14 protein-coding genes and 1 pseudogene are annotated in these 17,025 nt (G+C 70.9%); 8 read left to right on the top strand and 7 right to left on the bottom strand.

What is annotated here, in order from left to right; all coding sequences use genetic code 11:
- Positions 1-100: 100 nt before the first annotated feature.
- Entirely contained in the window at positions 101-649 is a 549-nt protein-coding gene (locus M3Q23_10040) for a dihydrofolate reductase family protein (protein ID MDP9342412.1), read from the bottom strand.
- Between the two features lie 107 nt (positions 650-756).
- Here M3Q23_10040 and M3Q23_10035 point away from each other — a divergent pair, with 107 nt between their 5' ends.
- Both M3Q23_10035 and M3Q23_10030 read left to right on the top strand, forming a co-directional pair.
- Positions 757-1,839 carry an IS630 family transposase gene (locus tag M3Q23_10035; GenBank protein MDP9342411.1) on the top strand — a complete coding sequence of 361 codons (1,083 nt, stop codon included), beginning with the start codon at positions 757-759 and terminating at the stop codon, positions 1,837-1,839.
- Positions 1,840-1,879: 40 nt separating this feature from the next.
- Positions 1,880-2,527 carry an O-methyltransferase gene (locus tag M3Q23_10030; protein ID MDP9342410.1) on the top strand — a complete coding sequence of 216 codons (648 nt, stop codon included), beginning with the start codon at positions 1,880-1,882 and terminating at the stop codon, positions 2,525-2,527.
- Positions 2,528-2,539: 12 nt separating this feature from the next.
- Here M3Q23_10030 and M3Q23_10025 read toward each other — a convergent pair whose 3' ends face one another.
- On the bottom strand, positions 2,540-3,487 hold the full coding sequence (locus M3Q23_10025) for a hypothetical protein (GenBank protein MDP9342409.1): 948 nt from the start codon (positions 3,485-3,487) through the stop codon (positions 2,540-2,542).
- A gap of 33 nt (positions 3,488-3,520) precedes the next feature.
- Positions 3,521-3,841, bottom strand: a complete 321-nt coding sequence (locus M3Q23_10020; protein MDP9342408.1) for a hypothetical protein — start codon at positions 3,839-3,841, stop codon at positions 3,521-3,523.
- Positions 3,842-4,059: 218 nt separating this feature from the next.
- Here M3Q23_10020 and M3Q23_10015 point away from each other — a divergent pair, with 218 nt between their 5' ends.
- Positions 4,060-5,856, top strand: a complete 1,797-nt coding sequence (locus tag M3Q23_10015; GenBank protein ID MDP9342407.1) for a SpoIID/LytB domain-containing protein — start codon at positions 4,060-4,062, stop codon at positions 5,854-5,856.
- Positions 5,857-5,901: 45 nt separating this feature from the next.
- On the opposite strand, the gene M3Q23_10010 is transcribed toward M3Q23_10015, so the two are convergent.
- The 3 genes and pseudogenes from M3Q23_10010 to M3Q23_10000 form a co-directional block, all read right to left on the bottom strand.
- Entirely contained in the window at positions 5,902-6,234 is a 333-nt protein-coding gene (locus M3Q23_10010; protein MDP9342406.1) for a hypothetical protein, read from the bottom strand.
- Positions 6,235-6,423: 189 nt separating this feature from the next.
- Positions 6,424-6,654, bottom strand: a pseudogene (locus tag M3Q23_10005) (Fpg/Nei family DNA glycosylase).
- A gap of 13 nt (positions 6,655-6,667) precedes the next feature.
- Positions 6,668-11,179 (bottom strand): DEAD/DEAH box helicase, encoded by a 4,512-nt coding sequence (locus M3Q23_10000; protein ID MDP9342405.1) that lies wholly within the window; start codon positions 11,177-11,179, stop codon positions 6,668-6,670.
- Positions 11,180-11,317: 138 nt separating this feature from the next.
- On the opposite strand from M3Q23_10000, the gene sdhC reads away from it, so the two are divergent.
- Genes sdhC through M3Q23_09975 form a run of 5 tightly spaced genes read left to right on the top strand, consistent with a single transcriptional unit; the run spans position 11,318 to position 15,618 of the window.
- Positions 11,318-11,710 carry a succinate dehydrogenase, cytochrome b556 subunit gene (gene sdhC, locus M3Q23_09995; GenBank protein ID MDP9342404.1) on the top strand — a complete coding sequence of 131 codons (393 nt, stop codon included), beginning with the start codon at positions 11,318-11,320 and terminating at the stop codon, positions 11,708-11,710.
- Complete coding sequence (locus M3Q23_09990; protein MDP9342403.1) at positions 11,710-12,165, top strand: succinate dehydrogenase hydrophobic membrane anchor subunit; 456 nt, start codon at positions 11,710-11,712, stop codon at positions 12,163-12,165. The genes sdhC and M3Q23_09990 overlap by 1 nt, the downstream gene beginning before the upstream one ends.
- Positions 12,166-12,177: 12 nt before the next feature.
- Positions 12,178-13,911 carry a succinate dehydrogenase flavoprotein subunit gene (gene sdhA / locus M3Q23_09985; protein ID MDP9342402.1) on the top strand — a complete coding sequence of 578 codons (1,734 nt, stop codon included), beginning with the start codon at positions 12,178-12,180 and terminating at the stop codon, positions 13,909-13,911.
- 2 nt (positions 13,912-13,913) lie between these two features.
- Positions 13,914-14,765 carry a succinate dehydrogenase iron-sulfur subunit gene (locus tag M3Q23_09980; protein MDP9342401.1) on the top strand — a complete coding sequence of 284 codons (852 nt, stop codon included), beginning with the start codon at positions 13,914-13,916 and terminating at the stop codon, positions 14,763-14,765.
- A 16-nt stretch (positions 14,766-14,781) separates the two neighbouring features.
- Positions 14,782-15,618, top strand: coding sequence for a hypothetical protein (locus tag M3Q23_09975; protein ID MDP9342400.1), 837 nt, complete (start codon positions 14,782-14,784; stop codon positions 15,616-15,618).
- 5 nt (positions 15,619-15,623) lie between these two features.
- On the opposite strand, the gene M3Q23_09970 is transcribed toward M3Q23_09975, so the two are convergent.
- A partial coding sequence (locus M3Q23_09970; protein MDP9342399.1) for a tetratricopeptide repeat protein occupies positions 15,624-17,025 on the bottom strand: 1,402 nt, incomplete at its 5' end.

Genomic DNA, 17,025 nt, shown 5'->3' with positions numbered 1-17,025 from the left:
GTTGTGGGCCGCCGCGGGAGGGAACCGCTGCGGTGGGGCGCGCAAGAGCCGCGAACCAGGGCTCCATGATGCGGCCGGCTCGGGCTAGCAAGCCCGATGGCTACCGTCTCGGCTCGTACCGCATCGCCACTGCCCCCGAGCCGAACTCCAGCCGGCTCACGAGCTTCAAGTCGACATGCTTCGATAGCCCGGCGAACAACGTCGGCCCTTGGCCCGCTAGCCTGGGCTGCACCACGAACTCGTACTCATCGATCAATCCCAGCTCCGCCAAAGCCAGCGGGAGCCTCACACCTCCCACGAACAGTCCCTTACCCGACTTCCGCTTGAGCTGCAACACGGCCTTCCCCAGATCACCGCGCACGAGCACCGCGTTCCAGTCGACCCGGTCCAAGGTGCTCGACACGACGTACTTCTTTGCCGCGTTGATCGTCTGGGCGAAGGGCTCCATCCAATCAGGTCTCGCTCCCGTCGGCGCCGGCGGCCGCCACGCTGATTCCATCATTTCGTAAGTCACCCGGCCAAAGAGAAGGGCATCGGCCTGGTTGAGGTTCTCGACCGCGTGACGATGCAAGTCTTCGTCCGCGGGGACTGCACGATGATCGCAGCACCCGTCCAATGTGACGTTGATGGAGTACCGAAGGGGTCGCATTTCGCAAGAGTACCGCCGATGGGGTCCACCACACCGGGCGATGTGTCGCTTAAATAGTGATCTGTTGTAGTGTGGGTGGGACGGTGGCTGCGGCTGGGGCTTTGGAGATGACGGGTGGACAGCGGGCTGAGCTGGAGGGGCTTGCTCGTTCGCACACCGCGCCGGCTCGGGAGGTGCGCCAGGCCAAGGCGTTGTTGTGGGCCACGGACGGTGTTTCGAACGCCGAGATCGCTCGTCGGTGCGCGTCCACGCCGAAGTCTGTCCGTCGGTGGCGTAGCCGGTTCGCCGCGGAGGGAACCGCTGCGGTGGGGCGCATCCGGGCGGGGCGTGGCCGCCCTGTTGTGCTCGGCGACGATGTTGTGGAAGCGATCGTGCATGACACGTTGCGCACGGTGCCCGAGGACGGCTCTGCGTGCTGGTCGACGAGGTCGATGGCGGCCCGGTACGGGATCGGCAAGGACACGGTGGCCCGGATATGGCAGGCACGGCGGATCCGGCCGTGGAAGGTGGAGACCTTCAAGCTGTCCACAGACCCGAGCTTCGAGTCGAAGCTGCGTGACGTGGTCGGCCTGTACGTGAACCCGCCGGCTGCCGCAGCGGTGTTCTGTTTCGACGAGAAAACCCAGGTCCAGGCTCTGGACCGCACCCAGCCGTCCCTGCCGATGGTGCCGGGGCGGGCCGGGACGATGACCCACGACTACAAGAGAAACGGCACCCTGGACCTGTTCGCCGCGCTGAACGTGGGCTCCGGGGAGGTGCTGCACGACACCCGCCGCTCCCACACCGGCCGTGACGTGCTGGCGTTCTTCCGCTGGATCGACATGCACGTCGACCCCGACCTGGAGCTGCACGTCATCTTGGACAACCTGTCGGCCCACAAGAGCCAGCCTGTCCGTGACTGGCTGGCCCACAAGAAACGCCGCCGCTGGCACCTGCACTTCACCCCGACCAGCTCGTCATGGCTCAACCTCGTCGAGTGCTGGTTCTCCGTGCTCAGCCGCAAAGCCTTGACCAACACCAGCTTCACCTCCGTCGCCGAACTCGAAACCCGCATCGACTGCTGGGTCTCCCACTGGAACGACAACCCCGAGCCCTTCGTCTGGACCAAACCCGCCGACGAGATCCTCGACAAAGTCGCCCGCGGACAAGCCACCCTCGACCGGATCACCAAATCCGCGACACACCACTAGGATGCCGTGCGACCTTCCACTGGAGAAATGGAGCCTGGACATGGACATCGTCAACCCGGCGATCGAGAAGTACATGCGTGGGCTGGCCGCTCGGCACGACGAGGCCGTGCTGCTGGAGATGGAACGGGAAGGCGAGGAGCGGCACTTCCCCATCATCGGGAGGTTGGTCGGCGTCACCATCGAGGTCCTGGCTCGGGCCATCGGGGCGCGGCGGGTGTTCGAGCTCGGCTCGGGGTTCGGCTATTCGGGCTACTGGTTCTCGCGGGCCGTGGGACCGGAGGGAGAGCTCCACCTTACCGACGGTGACCCGGACAACGAACGGAAGGCTATGGACTACCTGGGCCGGGCCGGGCTGGACGGGCCGGTGCGGTTCCGCGTCGGGGACGCCGTTGCGTCGCTCCAGGCCACCGAGGGTGACTTCGACGTCGTGTACTGCGACATCGACAAGCACGGGTATCCGGAGGCGTGGCAAGCCGCCCGCCAGCGCATCCGGCCGGGCGGCCTGTACATCTGCGACAACGTGCTGTGGTCGGGGCGGGTGGTCGAGGGGTCAGCCGAGGATGACGACCGGCCGGAGTGGACCGAGGCCATCCGCCGGCACAACCGGATGATCGCCGACGACGAGGGCTACCTCTCCACCATCGTCCCCACCCGCGACGGCGTCATGGTCGCGCTGCGGGTGGGCTGAGGCCGGGCAGGCTCAGAACCCGCCGGGCGGAGGTGCGGCCATGCACGCCGCCACCTGGGCCGGGTCGAGCGGTGCCGCCGGCAGCGTGGGGGGCGTCGCGAACGCCGCGTGCGAGAAGTCGAAGTACTCGAGCATCGGGTTCGCGTTGCCGTCGCGGTTGGTGAGGGCCGGCAGCCCGAAGCGCGTCTCGATGAACCGGAGGATGGACGTGTGATCCTCCACGACGTGCGAGACGTAGTGCGGTTTCGTGTACGGCGAGATCACCGCCACCGGCACCCGGAACCCGTAGCGGTCGAAGGCCCCCGGCGTGTCACCGGGCTCCAGCATGGGCGGGATGCCGTCGGGCACCGGCGCGGCCGGCGGCGCGACGTGGTCGTAGAAGCCACCGTTCTCGTCGTAGGTCAGGAACATCGCCGAGGAGCTCCAGTTCGGGCTGGCGAACAGCGCGTTGGTCACCTGCGAGACGAACTGCTCCCCCACCTGGATGTTGGAGGCGGGGTGCTCGTCGGTCTCCACGTTGGCCTGGGCGACGAAGATCGGGTCCACGAACGACACCTGCGGCAGCGCCCCGGCCGCCGCGTCGGTGTAGTACTGGTCGATCGGGAAGACGTGCCCGGCCGAGTGGTCGCGGACGTAGGAGAACTCGTAGGCGAAGGGGATCTGGGAGTAGTAGATGCGCCACGTGATCCCGGCGGCGTCGAGCAGGTTGAAGATGGTGGGCTGTGTGAACCCGTCCGCCGGCGGGAGGTCGTTTCGGATGTGGCTGAACGACGTCCCCGCCAGCAGGTAGAACCGGTTGGGGAAGGTCTGGCTGAGCACCGACGAGAAGTACCGGTCGCTGGTGGCGAACGTGCTGTACAGCGCGTAGTAGAAGGGCAGGTCGCGCTTGTCGTAGTAGCCCATGGTGCGGCTGCCCGTGGGGTCCTGGGACACCGTGTTCGCCGCGGTGAACCCGTCCACCTTCCCGTTGTCCCATTCCTCGTGGGCCCCGTTCTACGAGTGGTCCAGGTCCGCGACCTCGCAGTAGTTGGTCTTGTGGAACGCCCGGATGGGCGGAGCGCTCGGGTCGAGCGGATTGGGGTTGGAGGCGTTGGGCGGCTCGGCCTCCGTCTTGGGCTGCCCCTCGTAATGCAGCTTGCCGAAGTACGTGTCGAACGAGCGGTTCTCCTGCATCAGCACCACGACGTGCTGGATGTGGGCGGCGAGGGCGGACGTTGCCGGCGCCGAGGCGGAGGCCGCGGCGGTGGGAGCCGGCACGAGCAGCGGGACGAGGAGGCCGGCCAGCGCGGGAACGAGCATGCGGCGAAGGTGCATCGTCGTTTCTCCTGGTGTGCGGGCGAGATCGTGCGGCCAATCGCTACCCGGGGATCGATGCTCACAAACGGACAGGATCCGACCGTTGGCCGGACGTTCACACCCCCGACACCGCCGCGCCCGCCGTGTGGTTGTCGGAACCGTCCCTTTGAAGTGAAATGTCCTCCCGACCCCCAACAGGCCGGGTCGGGCCTTCGGATCCCGGTACGACGCCCCCAATGAGAACCCGACACGTCTTCCTGGTCACCGCCATCGCCGCCGCCTCGCTGGTGTGGGGCTCGCTCGGCGTGAGCGCTTCCACGGGCTCGGGCACGGCCACGACGGACACCGCAAGCACCACGGACACCGCAAGCACCGCGGCCACCGCAGCCGGTAAGGCGAAGACCTTTCGGATGTACGGCTCGGGATGGGGCCATGGCGTGGGCCTGTCGCAGTACGGCGCGTACGGCCTGGCCCTGGACGGTTGGAGCGCCACCCGGATCCTCACCCACTTTTACTCCGGGACGCGGGTCGCCTCCACGCCGAAGGCTCCCGACCGGCTGCGGGTCGGGCTGGTCCAGGGCCGGAAGATGCTGCACCTCGCGGCGGAGGGCGGAAAGGTGGAGCTGCGGCTGGGCCAGCCGAACAGCGGCGACCTCGTCGGGACCGTCCCGGACGGCGCGACCTGGACCGTCGACATCTCGAACGGGCACTACCGGATCACCAACGGCAAGGGAAAGCCCGTGGGAGTGCCCGTGGGCGGGCCCTCCCAGGACCTGTTCGTTCGGTACGACCCGCTGGGTTCCCGGGTTCGCCTGGCGGAGGCCGGCCACGCCTACGCGCGCGGCTGGATCGAGCTGAACCTGTACCCGGCGTGCGACGGCTGCGCCCAGCACCTCCGGGCCGTCGCCGACGTCCCCACCGAGCAGTACCTGTACGGGCTGGGAGAGGTCCCCAGCGAGTGGCCCGTGGCCGCGCTCCAGGCCCAGGCCATCGCGGCGCGGACCTACGCGGTGGAGAAGGTCCTCCAGGTCGGGCAGCACCTCCCTGGCTGCAACTGCGGGCTGTACGCCAGCACCCTCGACCAAGTCTACCTGGGGTGGGACAAGGAGGCGGCCACCGACGGGGGGCGGTGGGTGGCGGCCGTCAACGCCACGGCCGGCAAGGTCGTCCTGCTCGGGGGGAAGGTGATCCAGGCGAACTACACCTCCTCCAGCGGAGGCTTCACCGAGAACAACGAGAACGTGTGGCCCGGGAGCGCGCTCCCCTACCTGCGGGGCGTGTGCGACCCCGGCGACTACACGCCCGCCAACCCCAACCGGGTGTGGGAGCGGACCTTCACGGCGAAGGCCATGGGCGCGGACATCGGTTCGGCGACCGGCGCGGACCTGGGGGCGGTCCAGCGATTCGAGGGCGTCACCCGCGGCGTGTCCGGCCGGATCATCTCCATCACCGTCGTCGGGAAGTCGGGTCGGATCACCCTCTCCGGGGCCGAGTTCCGCTCGGCCCTGGGGTTGCTGGACGACCGTGTGTGGATCGGCTCGAACCGGAACGTGACCGGCGACATCCGCGGGCTGTACGACCGCCTGGGCTGCGCGCCGGGCCTTCCGGCGTCGGCCCGGCTGAAGGTCGACGGCGGTGCCGTCCAGCGCTTCGCCGACGGCGCCATCTACCGCAACGACGGCCCGGGCACGACGGTGTGGCTGCACGGCTCGATCGAAGGGAAATACCTTGCGCTCGGCGAGGACGCGAGCGTGCTGGGCCTTCCCCGGACCGGGGTGAAGACCCTGCCCAAGCTGGGCGGCCGCACCGCCCGATTCGACGGCGGCGCCATCTACTTCAAGGCCGGTCCCGGCGCCCACGAGCTCCACGGCCGCGTCCTCGACTACTTCCTGGCCCGCGGCGGCGCGTGGAAGCTGGGCTTCCCCACGACGGATGTCGTGAAGGAAGCAGGCGGCTCGGTCTCGTCGACCTTCGACTCCGGCCTGAAGGTGACCTGCCCGGCCGGCAAGCCCTGCACGAAGTCGAAGGCCTGATCGCCGGCTACGACCGCTGCGGTTGGCAGGATGGGCAGAAGTAGGTCACGCGCTCGGCGGGCTGCTCGCCCCCTGGCGGATGCTCTGGACGGGGGTGCCGCAGCGCAGGCAGGGCTTGCCGGCCCGGCCGTACACCCACAGGCGGCGGCCGGGGCGGGTGTCGCCGGTGGTGACACGCGCCGGCCGGTCGCGGTTCGCCTCCATCAGGCGCTTGACCATGTCGACCAGCCGTTCGAGGTCCGGGACGTCGCCGACCGCCACACGCGGGTGGACTCCACGCAGGAACAGGGCCTCGCACTTGTAGACGTTGCCCGGTCCAGCCATGACCCGCTGGTCGATCAGCGCGACCCCGACCTCGCGGCGGGGGTCGCCCCCCAAGCGCCGCAGCGCCTCCGCCGCGTCCCAGTCCGGGCCCAGGACGTCCGGGCCCAGGTGGGCGAGCCGTTCCTCCTCCCGATCGGTGGGCAGGACCTCCAGGACCGGAAGCCGGTAGCCCACCGCGGTCCATGGATCGGTGTGCAGCACCACGCGGATCTCGAAGGCCGGACCGCGCCAAGGTCGCTCGGGCCGGAACAGCTCCCAGGCGCCGTCCATCTCGAGGTGGCTGTGAATGGTGAGCCCGCCGTCGGTCCGAACCAGCAAGTGCTTGCCCCGCGCAGCGGCTCCCGCCACGGCCTGGCCGGCCAGATCGGCGGTGGCGAGAGACGGAAGGCGGAAGTCGGTGCGGCGAAGCGTCTGGCCCGCCAGCGCGGCGTCCAGCCGGGCCGCCAGGGCGTAGATGTTGTCGCCTTCGGGCACCGGCCGGGCCTTGCTAGGTGCGGAGCCGCAATCCGCGCGGCGAGAGCGTGAACCCGGCCTCCGCCAACAGCAGGGCGAGAGGCGTGTCGAACACGTCGCCGCCGTCCGCCCGTTCCACCGCGATCCGGCCCAGGAACCCTTCCCTCACCGACAGGGTGAGGGCGTCGACCGCCGGCTGGAGCGACGACGGCTCGTCGGTGAAGGTGAGGACCGTGCGGCCGCCCTTCTCCACGTACAGCACGAGGCGCCCGTCCACCAGCACGACCGCGGCGCCGGCCTTCCGTCCGGGGCGGTGGCCGGGCCGATCCGGTTCGGTGCCTCCGCGGTCCGGCCACGCCAGCGCCGCACCGTACGGGTTGGCCGGATCACACGCCGCCAGGACCAGCGTCTCCGGGACCGGCGGCTGCTCGGCCAGCGACCGCATCCGGTCCACCGCTCCCGCCACGGCGAACTGAGCCCCGCCCAGGCCTTCGACGAAGTAGCCGCGCCGGACCCTCCCCGCCTCCTCCATCGCCCGGAGCACCGGGTAGACCCCGGAGAACGCGCCGGGGACCCGCTCGGACGCCACGGCCGGGCGGGTCAGCACCCCATGGCGCGACAGCAGCTGCCCGGCCAGCGCGTGCAACCGTACGGTTGCGTTGGCCGTTCGGTCGGGAAGCAGGCTCCACCGGCCCCCCGCAGCGGGCGGCCCCATCCGCGAGGGCAGCGGCGGCCCCCGGCGGCCGTGCCGCGGCCGTGGGGCCCGGCGGGGACGCGTGCCTCCCGCTGCCAGGGCTCGAAGCGGCGCCAGCGTGTCGTTCGTGACCAGTCCGGCCCAGACCAGCTCCCACAGGCCAAGCAGCACTTCCCGGTCGTCGATCGACCCGACCGCGTCGACGATCTGGCGGAAGAACAGGGCACCTCGACTGGCCAACGCATCACGGATGCCCGCGGCGACGGGCGAGAGCTCCTCCGCCGAGGCCGACGGCTCGGGGAGCATCACCACGGCCTGCTCCGCCGTCAGCAGCGTGACCCAGCCGTCGTCGCTCCCGATCGCGCCGCTCCCCGCCCATACCACCTCGCCGGCCGAGCACAGCTGGTCCAGGAGCGCCGGCTGGTAGCCGGGCAGGCGCACCCGCAGCACCTGCTGCTCCAGGACCGACGCCGGGACGAACGCGCCCTGGAGATGCTCGACGACGCGCAGCAGTGCCTCCAGGTGAAAGGCGAATGGCCCGGACCGCCCGAGGCCGTGCCACGCCGGGAGGAACCTGGCCAGCGCCTCCTGCGGAACCGGTTCGGCCTCCTTTCGGAGCACGGCGATAGACCGGCGACGAAGACGGCGCAGGACTTCCGCGTCCACCCACTCGCTCCCCCGTCCGGGGCGGAACTCTCCCCGCACCACACGCCCATCGCCGGCCAGCCTGCGCAGCGTGTCCCTGACCACGGAGACCCCCAGCCCCAGCCGGGCCGCCGGCTCGCCCTCCGTGAAAGGCCCGTGGGTTCGCGCGAAGCGTCCCACCACATCCCCCAGCGGGTCCTCCACCGGCTCCAGAAACGCGGCGGGGATCCCCGGAGGCAAAGCCACCCCCAGGGCGTCGCGGAACCGTGACGCGTCCTCCGCCGCGGTCCAGCGCTCCTGCCCGGCCACCCGCAGCGGTATGGCCCGGTGCGCCGACTCCAGGTCGTCGAGCCACCCCAGCGCGGCGCCGGGGTCGGCGCTTCGGCCCAGGGCCTCCTCGGCGCTCAGGTCGCCGAGCGTGCGCAGCGCGTCGTGCAGCGCGTCGGGCCCCCGGATCTTCCGTTCGTCCGACAGGAGCTGGAGGTCCAGCTCGAGCTGGGTGAGCACCGCCGGGTCGATGAGCTCGCGGAGCTCCTCCCGGCCCAGCAGCTCGGCCAGGACCCGCCGGTCCAGCGACAGCGCCTGCGCTCTGCGCTCGGCCAGCGGCGCGTCGCCCTCGTACATGAACGAGGCCACGTATCCGAACAGCAGCGACGACGCGAACGGCGAGGGAGCCTGCGTGTCCACCTCGACGATCCGGATCTCGCGGCGCCGGATCGCGTCCATCAGCTCGGCCAGCCCGGGCAGGTCGAACACGTCCTGGAGGCACTCCCGGAAGGTCTCCAGGATCACCGGGAACGTGCCGTACCGCGAGGCCACCTGGAGCAGTGAGGAGCTTCGCTGGCGCTGCTGCCACAGCGGCGTGCGCGACCCCGGCCGGCGCCGGGGCAGCAGCAACGCGCGGGCGGCGGCCTCGCGGAACCGGCTGGCGAACAGCGCCGAGCCGCCCACGGCGTCGGTGACCAGCTCCTCCACTTCCTCCGGCTCGAACAGCACCGACTCGGCGGGCGGCGCCTCGTCGGCCTCCGGCAGGCGGACCACGATGCCGTCGTCGTCCACCATGGTCTGGACCTCCAGGCCGAGGCGCTCCCGGACCCGGGCCTCGATGGCCTGGGCCCACGGGACGTGCACCCGCGCGCCGAACGGCGAGTGGATGCACACCCGCCAGTCGCCCAGCTCGTCGCGGAAGCGCTCCATCACGATGGTCCGGTCGTCCGGCAGCACGCCGGTGGCGTCCCTCTGCTCGGCGAGGTATTGGACGAGGTTCTGCGCGGCGAACTCGTCCAGGCCGCCATCCTGCAGGCGCGCCAGCTGCGCCTCGGGCCTCATGCCGCCCAGCTCCCGCAGGAACGCGCCGACAGCCCTCCCCAGCTCCACGGGCCTCCCCGGCGCGTCGCCGTGCCAGAACGGCATCCGGCCCGGAACCCCGGGAGCCGGGGTCACCAGCACCCGGTCGTGGGTGATCTCCTCGATCCGCCAGCTGGACGCGCCCAGCACGAACACGTCGCCGGGGCGGGACTCGTACACCATCTCCTCGTCCAGCTCGCCCACCCGGACCGGCTTCTCGCCGGACGCGGCCAGGAACACGCCGAACAGCCCCCGGTCGGGGATGGTCCCGCCGGAGGTCACCGCGAGCCGCTGGGCGCCCGGGCGGGCGGTCAGCCGGTTCTCCACCCGGTCCCAGGTCAGCCGGGGCCGGAGCTCCGCGAACTCGTCGCTCGGGTACCTCCCGGAGAGCATGTCCAGCACGCCCTCGAACGCGCTTCGAGGAAGGTCCGCGAAGTTCGCCGCCCGCTTCGCCACGGCCTCCAGCTCGTCCGCGTCCCAGTCGTCCATGGCCACCATGGCCACGACCTGCTGAGCCAGCACGTCGAGCGGGTTCCGTGGATACCGCAGGGCCTCAATGGCGCCGGCCCGCATGCGCTGCACCACCACCGCGCACTCCACCAGGTCGCCCCGGAACTTCGGCAGCACCACGCCCTTCGACACGTCTCCCACGCCGTGGCCGGACCGGCCGATGCGCTGAAGGCCGCTGGCCACCGACGGCGGCGCCTCGACCTGCACCACCAGGTCCACCGCGGACATGTCGATCCCGAGCTCCAGCGAGCTGGTGGCGACCACGGCCGGGATGCGACCGGCCTTGAGAGCTTCCTCGATCTCCACGCGCTGCTCCCGGCTGACCGAGCCGTGGTGAGCCCGGGCCACATCCTCCCCGGCCAGCTCGTTGACCCGCGCGCACAGGCGCTCGGCCAGGCGACGGGAGTTGGCGAACACGATGGTGGAGCGGTGAGCCCGGATCAGCTCGAGGAGGCGCCGGTCGATGGCCGGCCAGGTGCTGGTGCGCTCCTTCGGCTCCGTGGTCGGCCCGGTCATCCCCGACTGCCCGAAGATCGGGCCGCGGCGCGTCGGGCGCTCTTCCTGCGGGGGGTCGAACCCGGCCCCGGGATCGGTCATGTCCTCGAGCGGCACCTCGACGGTGAGCTCGAACCGCTTGTCCGACGGCGGCTGCACCACGGTGACCGGACGCCCTCCGCCCAGGAAGCGGGCCACCTCCTCCACCGGCCGCACCGTCGCCGACAGCCCGATGCGCTGCGGCGAGCGTTCCAGGAGCTCTTCCAGCCGCTCCACGGACAGCGCGAGGTGGGCGCCCCGCTTGGTTCCTGCCACCGCGTGGATCTCGTCCAGGATCACCGTCTCGACCGAACGCAGCGCCTCGCGGGCCTGCGAGGTCAACAGCAGGAACAGCGACTCCGGCGTGGTGATCAGGATGTCGGGGGGCTGCTTCAGGAACTGCCGGCGGTCCTCGGGTGGCGTGTCGCCGGTGCGGATGGCCGTGCGGACGTCCGGTTCCGGCAGCCCCAGTCGCCCGGCGTGGGCCCGGAGCCCGACCAGCGGGGACCGGAGGTTCCGCTCGATGTCCACGGCCAGCGCCTTCATCGGCGAGACGTACAGCGTGCGCAGGCGCTGCGCGGCTGCCGGCGCAGGCACGGCAGTCGCCGTCCGGTCGATGGCCCACAGGAACGCGGCCAGCGTCTTCCCCGAACCTGTCGGTGCGACCACCAGGGTGTGCTCGCCCCGGGCGATGGCCTCCCACGCCCCCACTTGGGCCGGCGTGGGCATGGCGAAGGCCGAACCGAACCAGGCCCGGGTCAGCTCCGAGAAGCGTTCGAGCGGATCGCTGGCGACGGCGCGTCGAGGCCCTGCCATGGCGTTGCCTTCCATGGTAGGCGGCCCCGGTGACACACGAACGGCCCCCCCGCGATGGGCGTGGAGACCGCTACCGGGGAACGTGGTCGAGGACGTTGCGTATAGACTCCCGCGTGCTCGTCCGGGAGGCAGGCACGCGTGGCGCGACGACGAAGCGAGCTGGGTTCCCTCTACCGCGGCCGCGAGGGCCAGTGGGCCTGGATCCTGCACCGCGTCACCGGCGTCGGCATCATCCTGTTCCTGTTCGCCCACGTGGTGGACACCGCCGTGATCGGGTGGGGGCCCAAGGCGTACAACCGGGTCCTGTCCGTGTACCACAACCCCGGCGTGCGGATCCTGGAGTGGATCCTGGTCGGGATGGTCATCTACCACGCCGTGAACGGCGTCCGGGTCCTGCTCCTCGACTTCTGGGCGAACGCCGTGCTGCACCAGCGCCTGCTGTCCTGGATCACCGCCGCCGTGGTCGTCGGGAGCATGGCCCCGATCACCTTCCTGATGTGGCGGGACATCATCGACCTGCTGATCCACTGATGGCGCTGCGGACCGATCGTCCTGGGTCCCGCCCTCCCTCGCCGCCCACGGGCACGGTCCGCGGCTACTACACGGGACGGGAACGGCCGGTGGGCGGCTACGAGCTGTGGGCCTGGCTGTTCATGCGTATGAGCGGGATCCTGCTGCTGGTGCTGGCCGTCGGCCACGTCCTGATCATGCATGCGTTCGGGGGCGGGGTGGGCCGGGTGAACTTCGGGTTCGTGGCCCTTCGCTGGCAGCACCCGTTTTGGCGGGCCTGGGACTGGATGATGCTCTCCCTCGCCCTGCTGCACGGCGCGAACGGGCTCCGCACCGTGGTCCTCGACTACATCCGGCGGCCGGGTCCCCGGTTCGCCATCACGTGGTTCTTCAACATCGTGGCCTTCACCATGTTCGTGCTGGGCTCGGTGGTGGTGTTCACGTTCAACGCCAACAACTTCCCCATCACGAAGTGAACGCGTGACCGAGTGACCACCACCCACACGTACGACGCGGTGATCGTGGGCGCCGGCGGGGCGGGGCTGCGCGCCGCCATCGAGTGCGCCGGCCGCGTCCGCACGGCGGTGATCTCGAAGCTGTACCCCACCCGCTCGCACACCGGGGCCGCGCAGGGCGGGATGTGTGCCGCCCTCGGGAACGTGGAGGAGGACAACCCGGAGTGGCACACCTTCGACACGGTGAAGGGCGGCGACTACCTGGTGGACCAGCCCGCCGCCCAGATCATGTGCCGCGAGGCCGTGGACCGGGTCATCGAGCTGGAGCACTGGGGGTTCCCGTTCAACCGGACCCCGGAGGGGAAGATCGACCAGCGGCGGTTCGGCGGGCACACCCGCAACCACGGCGAGGGACCGGTGCGCCGGGCGTGCTACGCGGCCGACCGGACCGGGCACATGATCCTTCAGACCCTGTACCAGCAGTGCATCAAGCGGGACGTCCGGTTCTTCAACGAGTTCTACGTGCTCGACCTGGTCATGGTGGACGGCGCGGCCGCTGGGGTCGTCGCGTACGAGCTGGCCACCGGCGAGCTGCACGTGTTCCGGGCCAAGGCCATCCTGTTCGCCACCGGCGGCTACGGGCGCATCTTCAAGATCACCTCGAACGCGCACGCGCTGACCGGCGACGGGCCGGCAGTTTGCTACCGGCGCGGGATCCCCCTCGAGGACATGGAGATGTACCAGTTCCATCCCACGGGGATCTACAAGATGGGCATCCTGATCTCCGAGGCCGTCCGGGGCGAGGGCGGCATCCTGCTGAACGGCCAGGGCGAACGGTTCATGGAGCGTTACGCGCCCACCATCAAGGACCTGGCGCCGCGCGACATGGTCAGCCGCGCCATCTACCAGGAGATCAAGGAGGGACGCGGGGTCGACGGGAGCGATTACGTGCACCTCGACGTCCGCCACCTCCCCCGCGAGGTCATCGAGACCAAGATCCCGGACGTCACCGAGTTCGCCCGGATCTACCTGGGGGTGGAGCCCACCACCGAGCCGGTGCCGATCCAGCCCACCGCGCACTACGCGATGGGGGGCATCCCCACGGACACCGACGCCCGCGTGGTTACGGGCCCTGAGGAGACCCCGGTGCCGGGCCTGTACGCGGCGGGCGAGTGCGCGTGCGTGTCCGTGCACGGCGCGAACCGGTTGGGCACGAACTCCCTGCTCGACATCGTGGTGTTCGGCCGGCGCGGCGGGATGGCCATGGCCGAGTTCGCGGAGGCATCCGGCCAGCCCACGCTGCCGGAGAATCCCGAGGCGGACACGGAACGGATGCTCCGCCGACTGCTCACCGGCCCCAGCCTCGAGTTCGCCGCCGACATCCGGTCCGAGCTCCAGCGCCACATGTTCGACCTGTGCGGCGTGGTCCGGACCGAGGAGGGCCTGCGCACGCTTCACTCTCGGCTCCAGACCCTCCGGGACCGCTACCACCTGGTGGGGATGCACGACCGGGGGAAGCGGTTCAACACCGAGCTCATGGAGGCCGTGGAGCTGGGGTTCCTCCTCGAGATCGCGGAGACCGTGGCGGCGGGGGCGCTGGCCCGCGACGAGAGCCGCGGCGGCCACTACCGTGACGACCATCCGCTGCGAGACGACGATCACTGGCTGAAGCACTCGCTGGCGTACCGGGAGGGCGAGGGCGTGGTGAGGCTGGAGTACAAGGACGTGAAGCTCGGGCCCTACATCCCCATGGAGAGGAAGTACTAGACGTGGACCCCGACGACGAGCGCCGCATTCCACCGCTCGGGCGGGTGCTGGAGGACGTCATGCTGGAGGGCCACGGCGAGGTCGTCGAGGTCGGCGAGGGCCCGCCGCGAGAGCCCGGTGCGAGGCGAGAGGGCGGCCCCGAGGTCACCGGCAAGGTCTCGCTCACCCTCCGGATCCGCCGCTACAACCCCGAGGTCCGGCCGGACCCGTGGTGGGACGAGCACGTGGTCGACGCGGAACCTTCCGACCGGCTGCTGGACGCGCTGCACTACGTGAAGTGGTACCGGGACGGGTCGCTGGCGCTGCGTCGGTCGTGCGCCCACGGCGTCTGCGGCTCCGACGCAATGCTCATCAATGGGAAGAACCGCCTGGCCTGCAAGGTGCTGGTGAAGCAGGTGGCGCCGCGTGTGACGGTGGAGCCGATCCGGGGCCTGCCCGTCCTGAAGGACCTGATCGTGGACATGGAGCCGTTCTTCGCCGGCTACAAGCGGATGCTCCCGTTCCTGATCAACGACGAGGAGACCACCGACCGGGAACGCCTCCAGTCGCCCGAAGAACGAGTGGCCTTCGACGACACCACCAAGTGCATCCTGTGCGCCGCGTGCACCACGTCGTGCCCCATCTTCTGGGGCGACGAGGAGTACATCGGCCCGGCGGCCATCGTGAGCGCGCACCGGTTCATCTTCGATTCGCGGGACCACGGCGAGCGGGAGCGCCTGCGGATCCTGTCCGAGAAGACCGGCGTGTTCCGGTGCCGGACCACGTTCAACTGCACGGAAGCGTGCCCCCGCGGCATCAAGGTGACCAAGGCCATCCAGGACGTGAAGCGACGGATCCTGTTCGACCGGTACTGACGCGGAGGGAGGTCGCATGGCGATCGAGGCTTCGGGGGAAGCGGGCGTTGCGCGCGGGGCGGGTGCCCTGGGAGTGCTGAAGGTCGTCCTGGGCGTACTGGCCGTGCTGTCGGCCGTCGCTGGGGTGCTGCTGTTGGCCATTCCCGGATCGACGGCGAGCTTCTTCGCGTGGGGGCTGGGACCGCCTCCCCTGGCGGCGATCTGTGGAGGGTTCTTCGTGGGGGTGGCGGCGGCGTTCGCCTACAGCCGGTCGCGAGCGGCGGCGGCCGGCCGAGGCCTGTGCCTCATGGGCATCGTGTTTGCGGTGCCGACCCTCGGCTACACGCTCATCAACAAGAGCGTGTTCGACTTCGGGCGGTGGCAAGCCGTGCTGTGGCTGGCCGTGTTCATCGCGGCCTCCGTCGTGTTCGTCGTGCTGCCCTTCGCCGGCGGCTGGCGGTTGGGGGCGGTCGGGCCGGGGCCGGGTCTGCCGTTGTGGGCCCGGGCCATCCTGCTCGTGCTGACCGTCGCTGGCATCGTCGGAGCGGTCTCGCTGTGGATCGACCCCGTCGGCTCGGGGGCGTGGCTGCCGTTCGCACCGCCGCCGCTCGGCGGGCGGTTCCTGGGCGTGTGGTCGATGGTGGTGGCGTTCGCCTGCCTGTGGGCGGCCATTCGCCCGGCCGTGGAGGGCGAGCCATTCGTGTTTGGCGCCGCCGCGCTCGTCCTGGGCGCGGTGGTCGGCACGCTTCGAGGGTTCGGCGACCTGGAGCGCGGGCCGCGCTGGGCCTTCCTGGGCGTGCTGGTGGTCGCGCTGGCCCTGATCCTGTTCGTCCACCCGCCCGCCCGCCGGGCGTCGGGCGCTCGCTCAGCCTGACTCGCTCAGCCTGACGGCTCGCCTCCGCCGATCTTCGCGGCCAGCTCCGTGCGAGACCGTACGCCGAGTTTCCGGTAGATCTTCGAGAGGTTCCACTCCACCGTGTTCACGCTCATGAACAGGGCGTCCGCGACCTGCTGGTTGGTGTTGCCCTGCACCACCAGCGAGGCCACACGCTCCTCCGTGGCGGTGAGGGCGAAGCGGTCGGGCCCCCGGGCGCCGACTCGCCGTGCCTCCCGCCCGGCCCGCTCCGCCCACGGCTCCGCACCCAGCCGTCGGAAGATCTCCAACGCCTGCTCGAACGACTCGCGGGCCTCCCGCTTCAGCTTGGCCCGGCGCCGGACCCGTCCCGCGGCGAACAGCGTCCTGGCCAGGGCGAAGGGCTCGGGAACGCGATCGTGGTGCCCCAGTGCGGCCTCCAGCGCCTCGAGCGCGCCGGTGACGTCCCCCGACGCCGCCAGGAGCAGACCCCGGCACCGGGCTCCCGTGGCCAGCGCCCACGCCCGGTCCAGTCGGCGGGCCCGTTCCTCGAACGGATCGAGCATCGCGGTCGCCTCCTGGAGCCGGCCCAGGGCCACCAGCGACTCCACCTCGTCGGGGACGAACCGGAACGCGCCTGGCTCCTCCACCCCCATCTTCGCGAGCAGCTCCGCGGCAGGTCCCAGCTGGCGGTGGGCGCCGGCCGGGCTCCCCATGAACAGCTCCAGGAATCCCAGGACCGACAGGCACTGGATCTGGGTGGTCACGGCGCCGACGTTCTCAGCCAGGGCCAGGCCTTCCCTCGCGGCGGACCGCGCCGGTTCCACCATCCCCCGGTGGGCGTCGACCAGCGCCCTCGCGTACAGGGCCATCGTTCGGTAGAAGCCCATCCCGGTCTGGAGGGCGGCTTCCAGGCTGGCCTCCGCGTGGGCGTCGGCAGCCTGCCAGTCACCGGCCCAGCACTCCAGCTCGGCCAGGTGGTAGTGGAGCACCGGCAGGGGGTGCTCCTGGCCCCGTGTCGCCGCGTCCTCCAGGAGCTCCTCGAAGCCCGACCGCGCGGCGTCGAACTGGTCCGAGTACTTGAGGAGCTGTGCCCGGGTGAACGTGGGGCGCACGTTCCGCATCCAATGGTCCTCGGTCTGGCGCTCCAGCGCGACGGCCCGGTCGAACAGTCCCGCGTCGAGCCCGCGCCCCAGGACGAAGTCGACGTAGCCGACGAACTGGAGCGCCTCCGCGATCGCCGCCGGGTCGCCGGCCCGTTCCGCCAGATCGAGGGCGGACCGGGCGTGCGGCTCCGCGGCGGCGAGGTCGCCCGTGAACAGGCCCGCGTACCCCAGCCCCTGCTCGATCCCGGCCCGCAGCGCCGGGTCCTCCCCGGCCTCGTCGAGGGCCTCCCTGAGCAGCACGGCGGCGGCCGGCCAGCTCGCC

The organism is Actinomycetota bacterium, from assembly GCA_030774015.1.
Taxonomy (GTDB): Bacteria; Actinomycetota; UBA4738; order UBA4738; family JACQTL01; genus JALYLZ01.
Note: the sequence above shows the minus strand (reverse complement) of the source record. Positions and strands in the feature narration are given on the sequence as shown.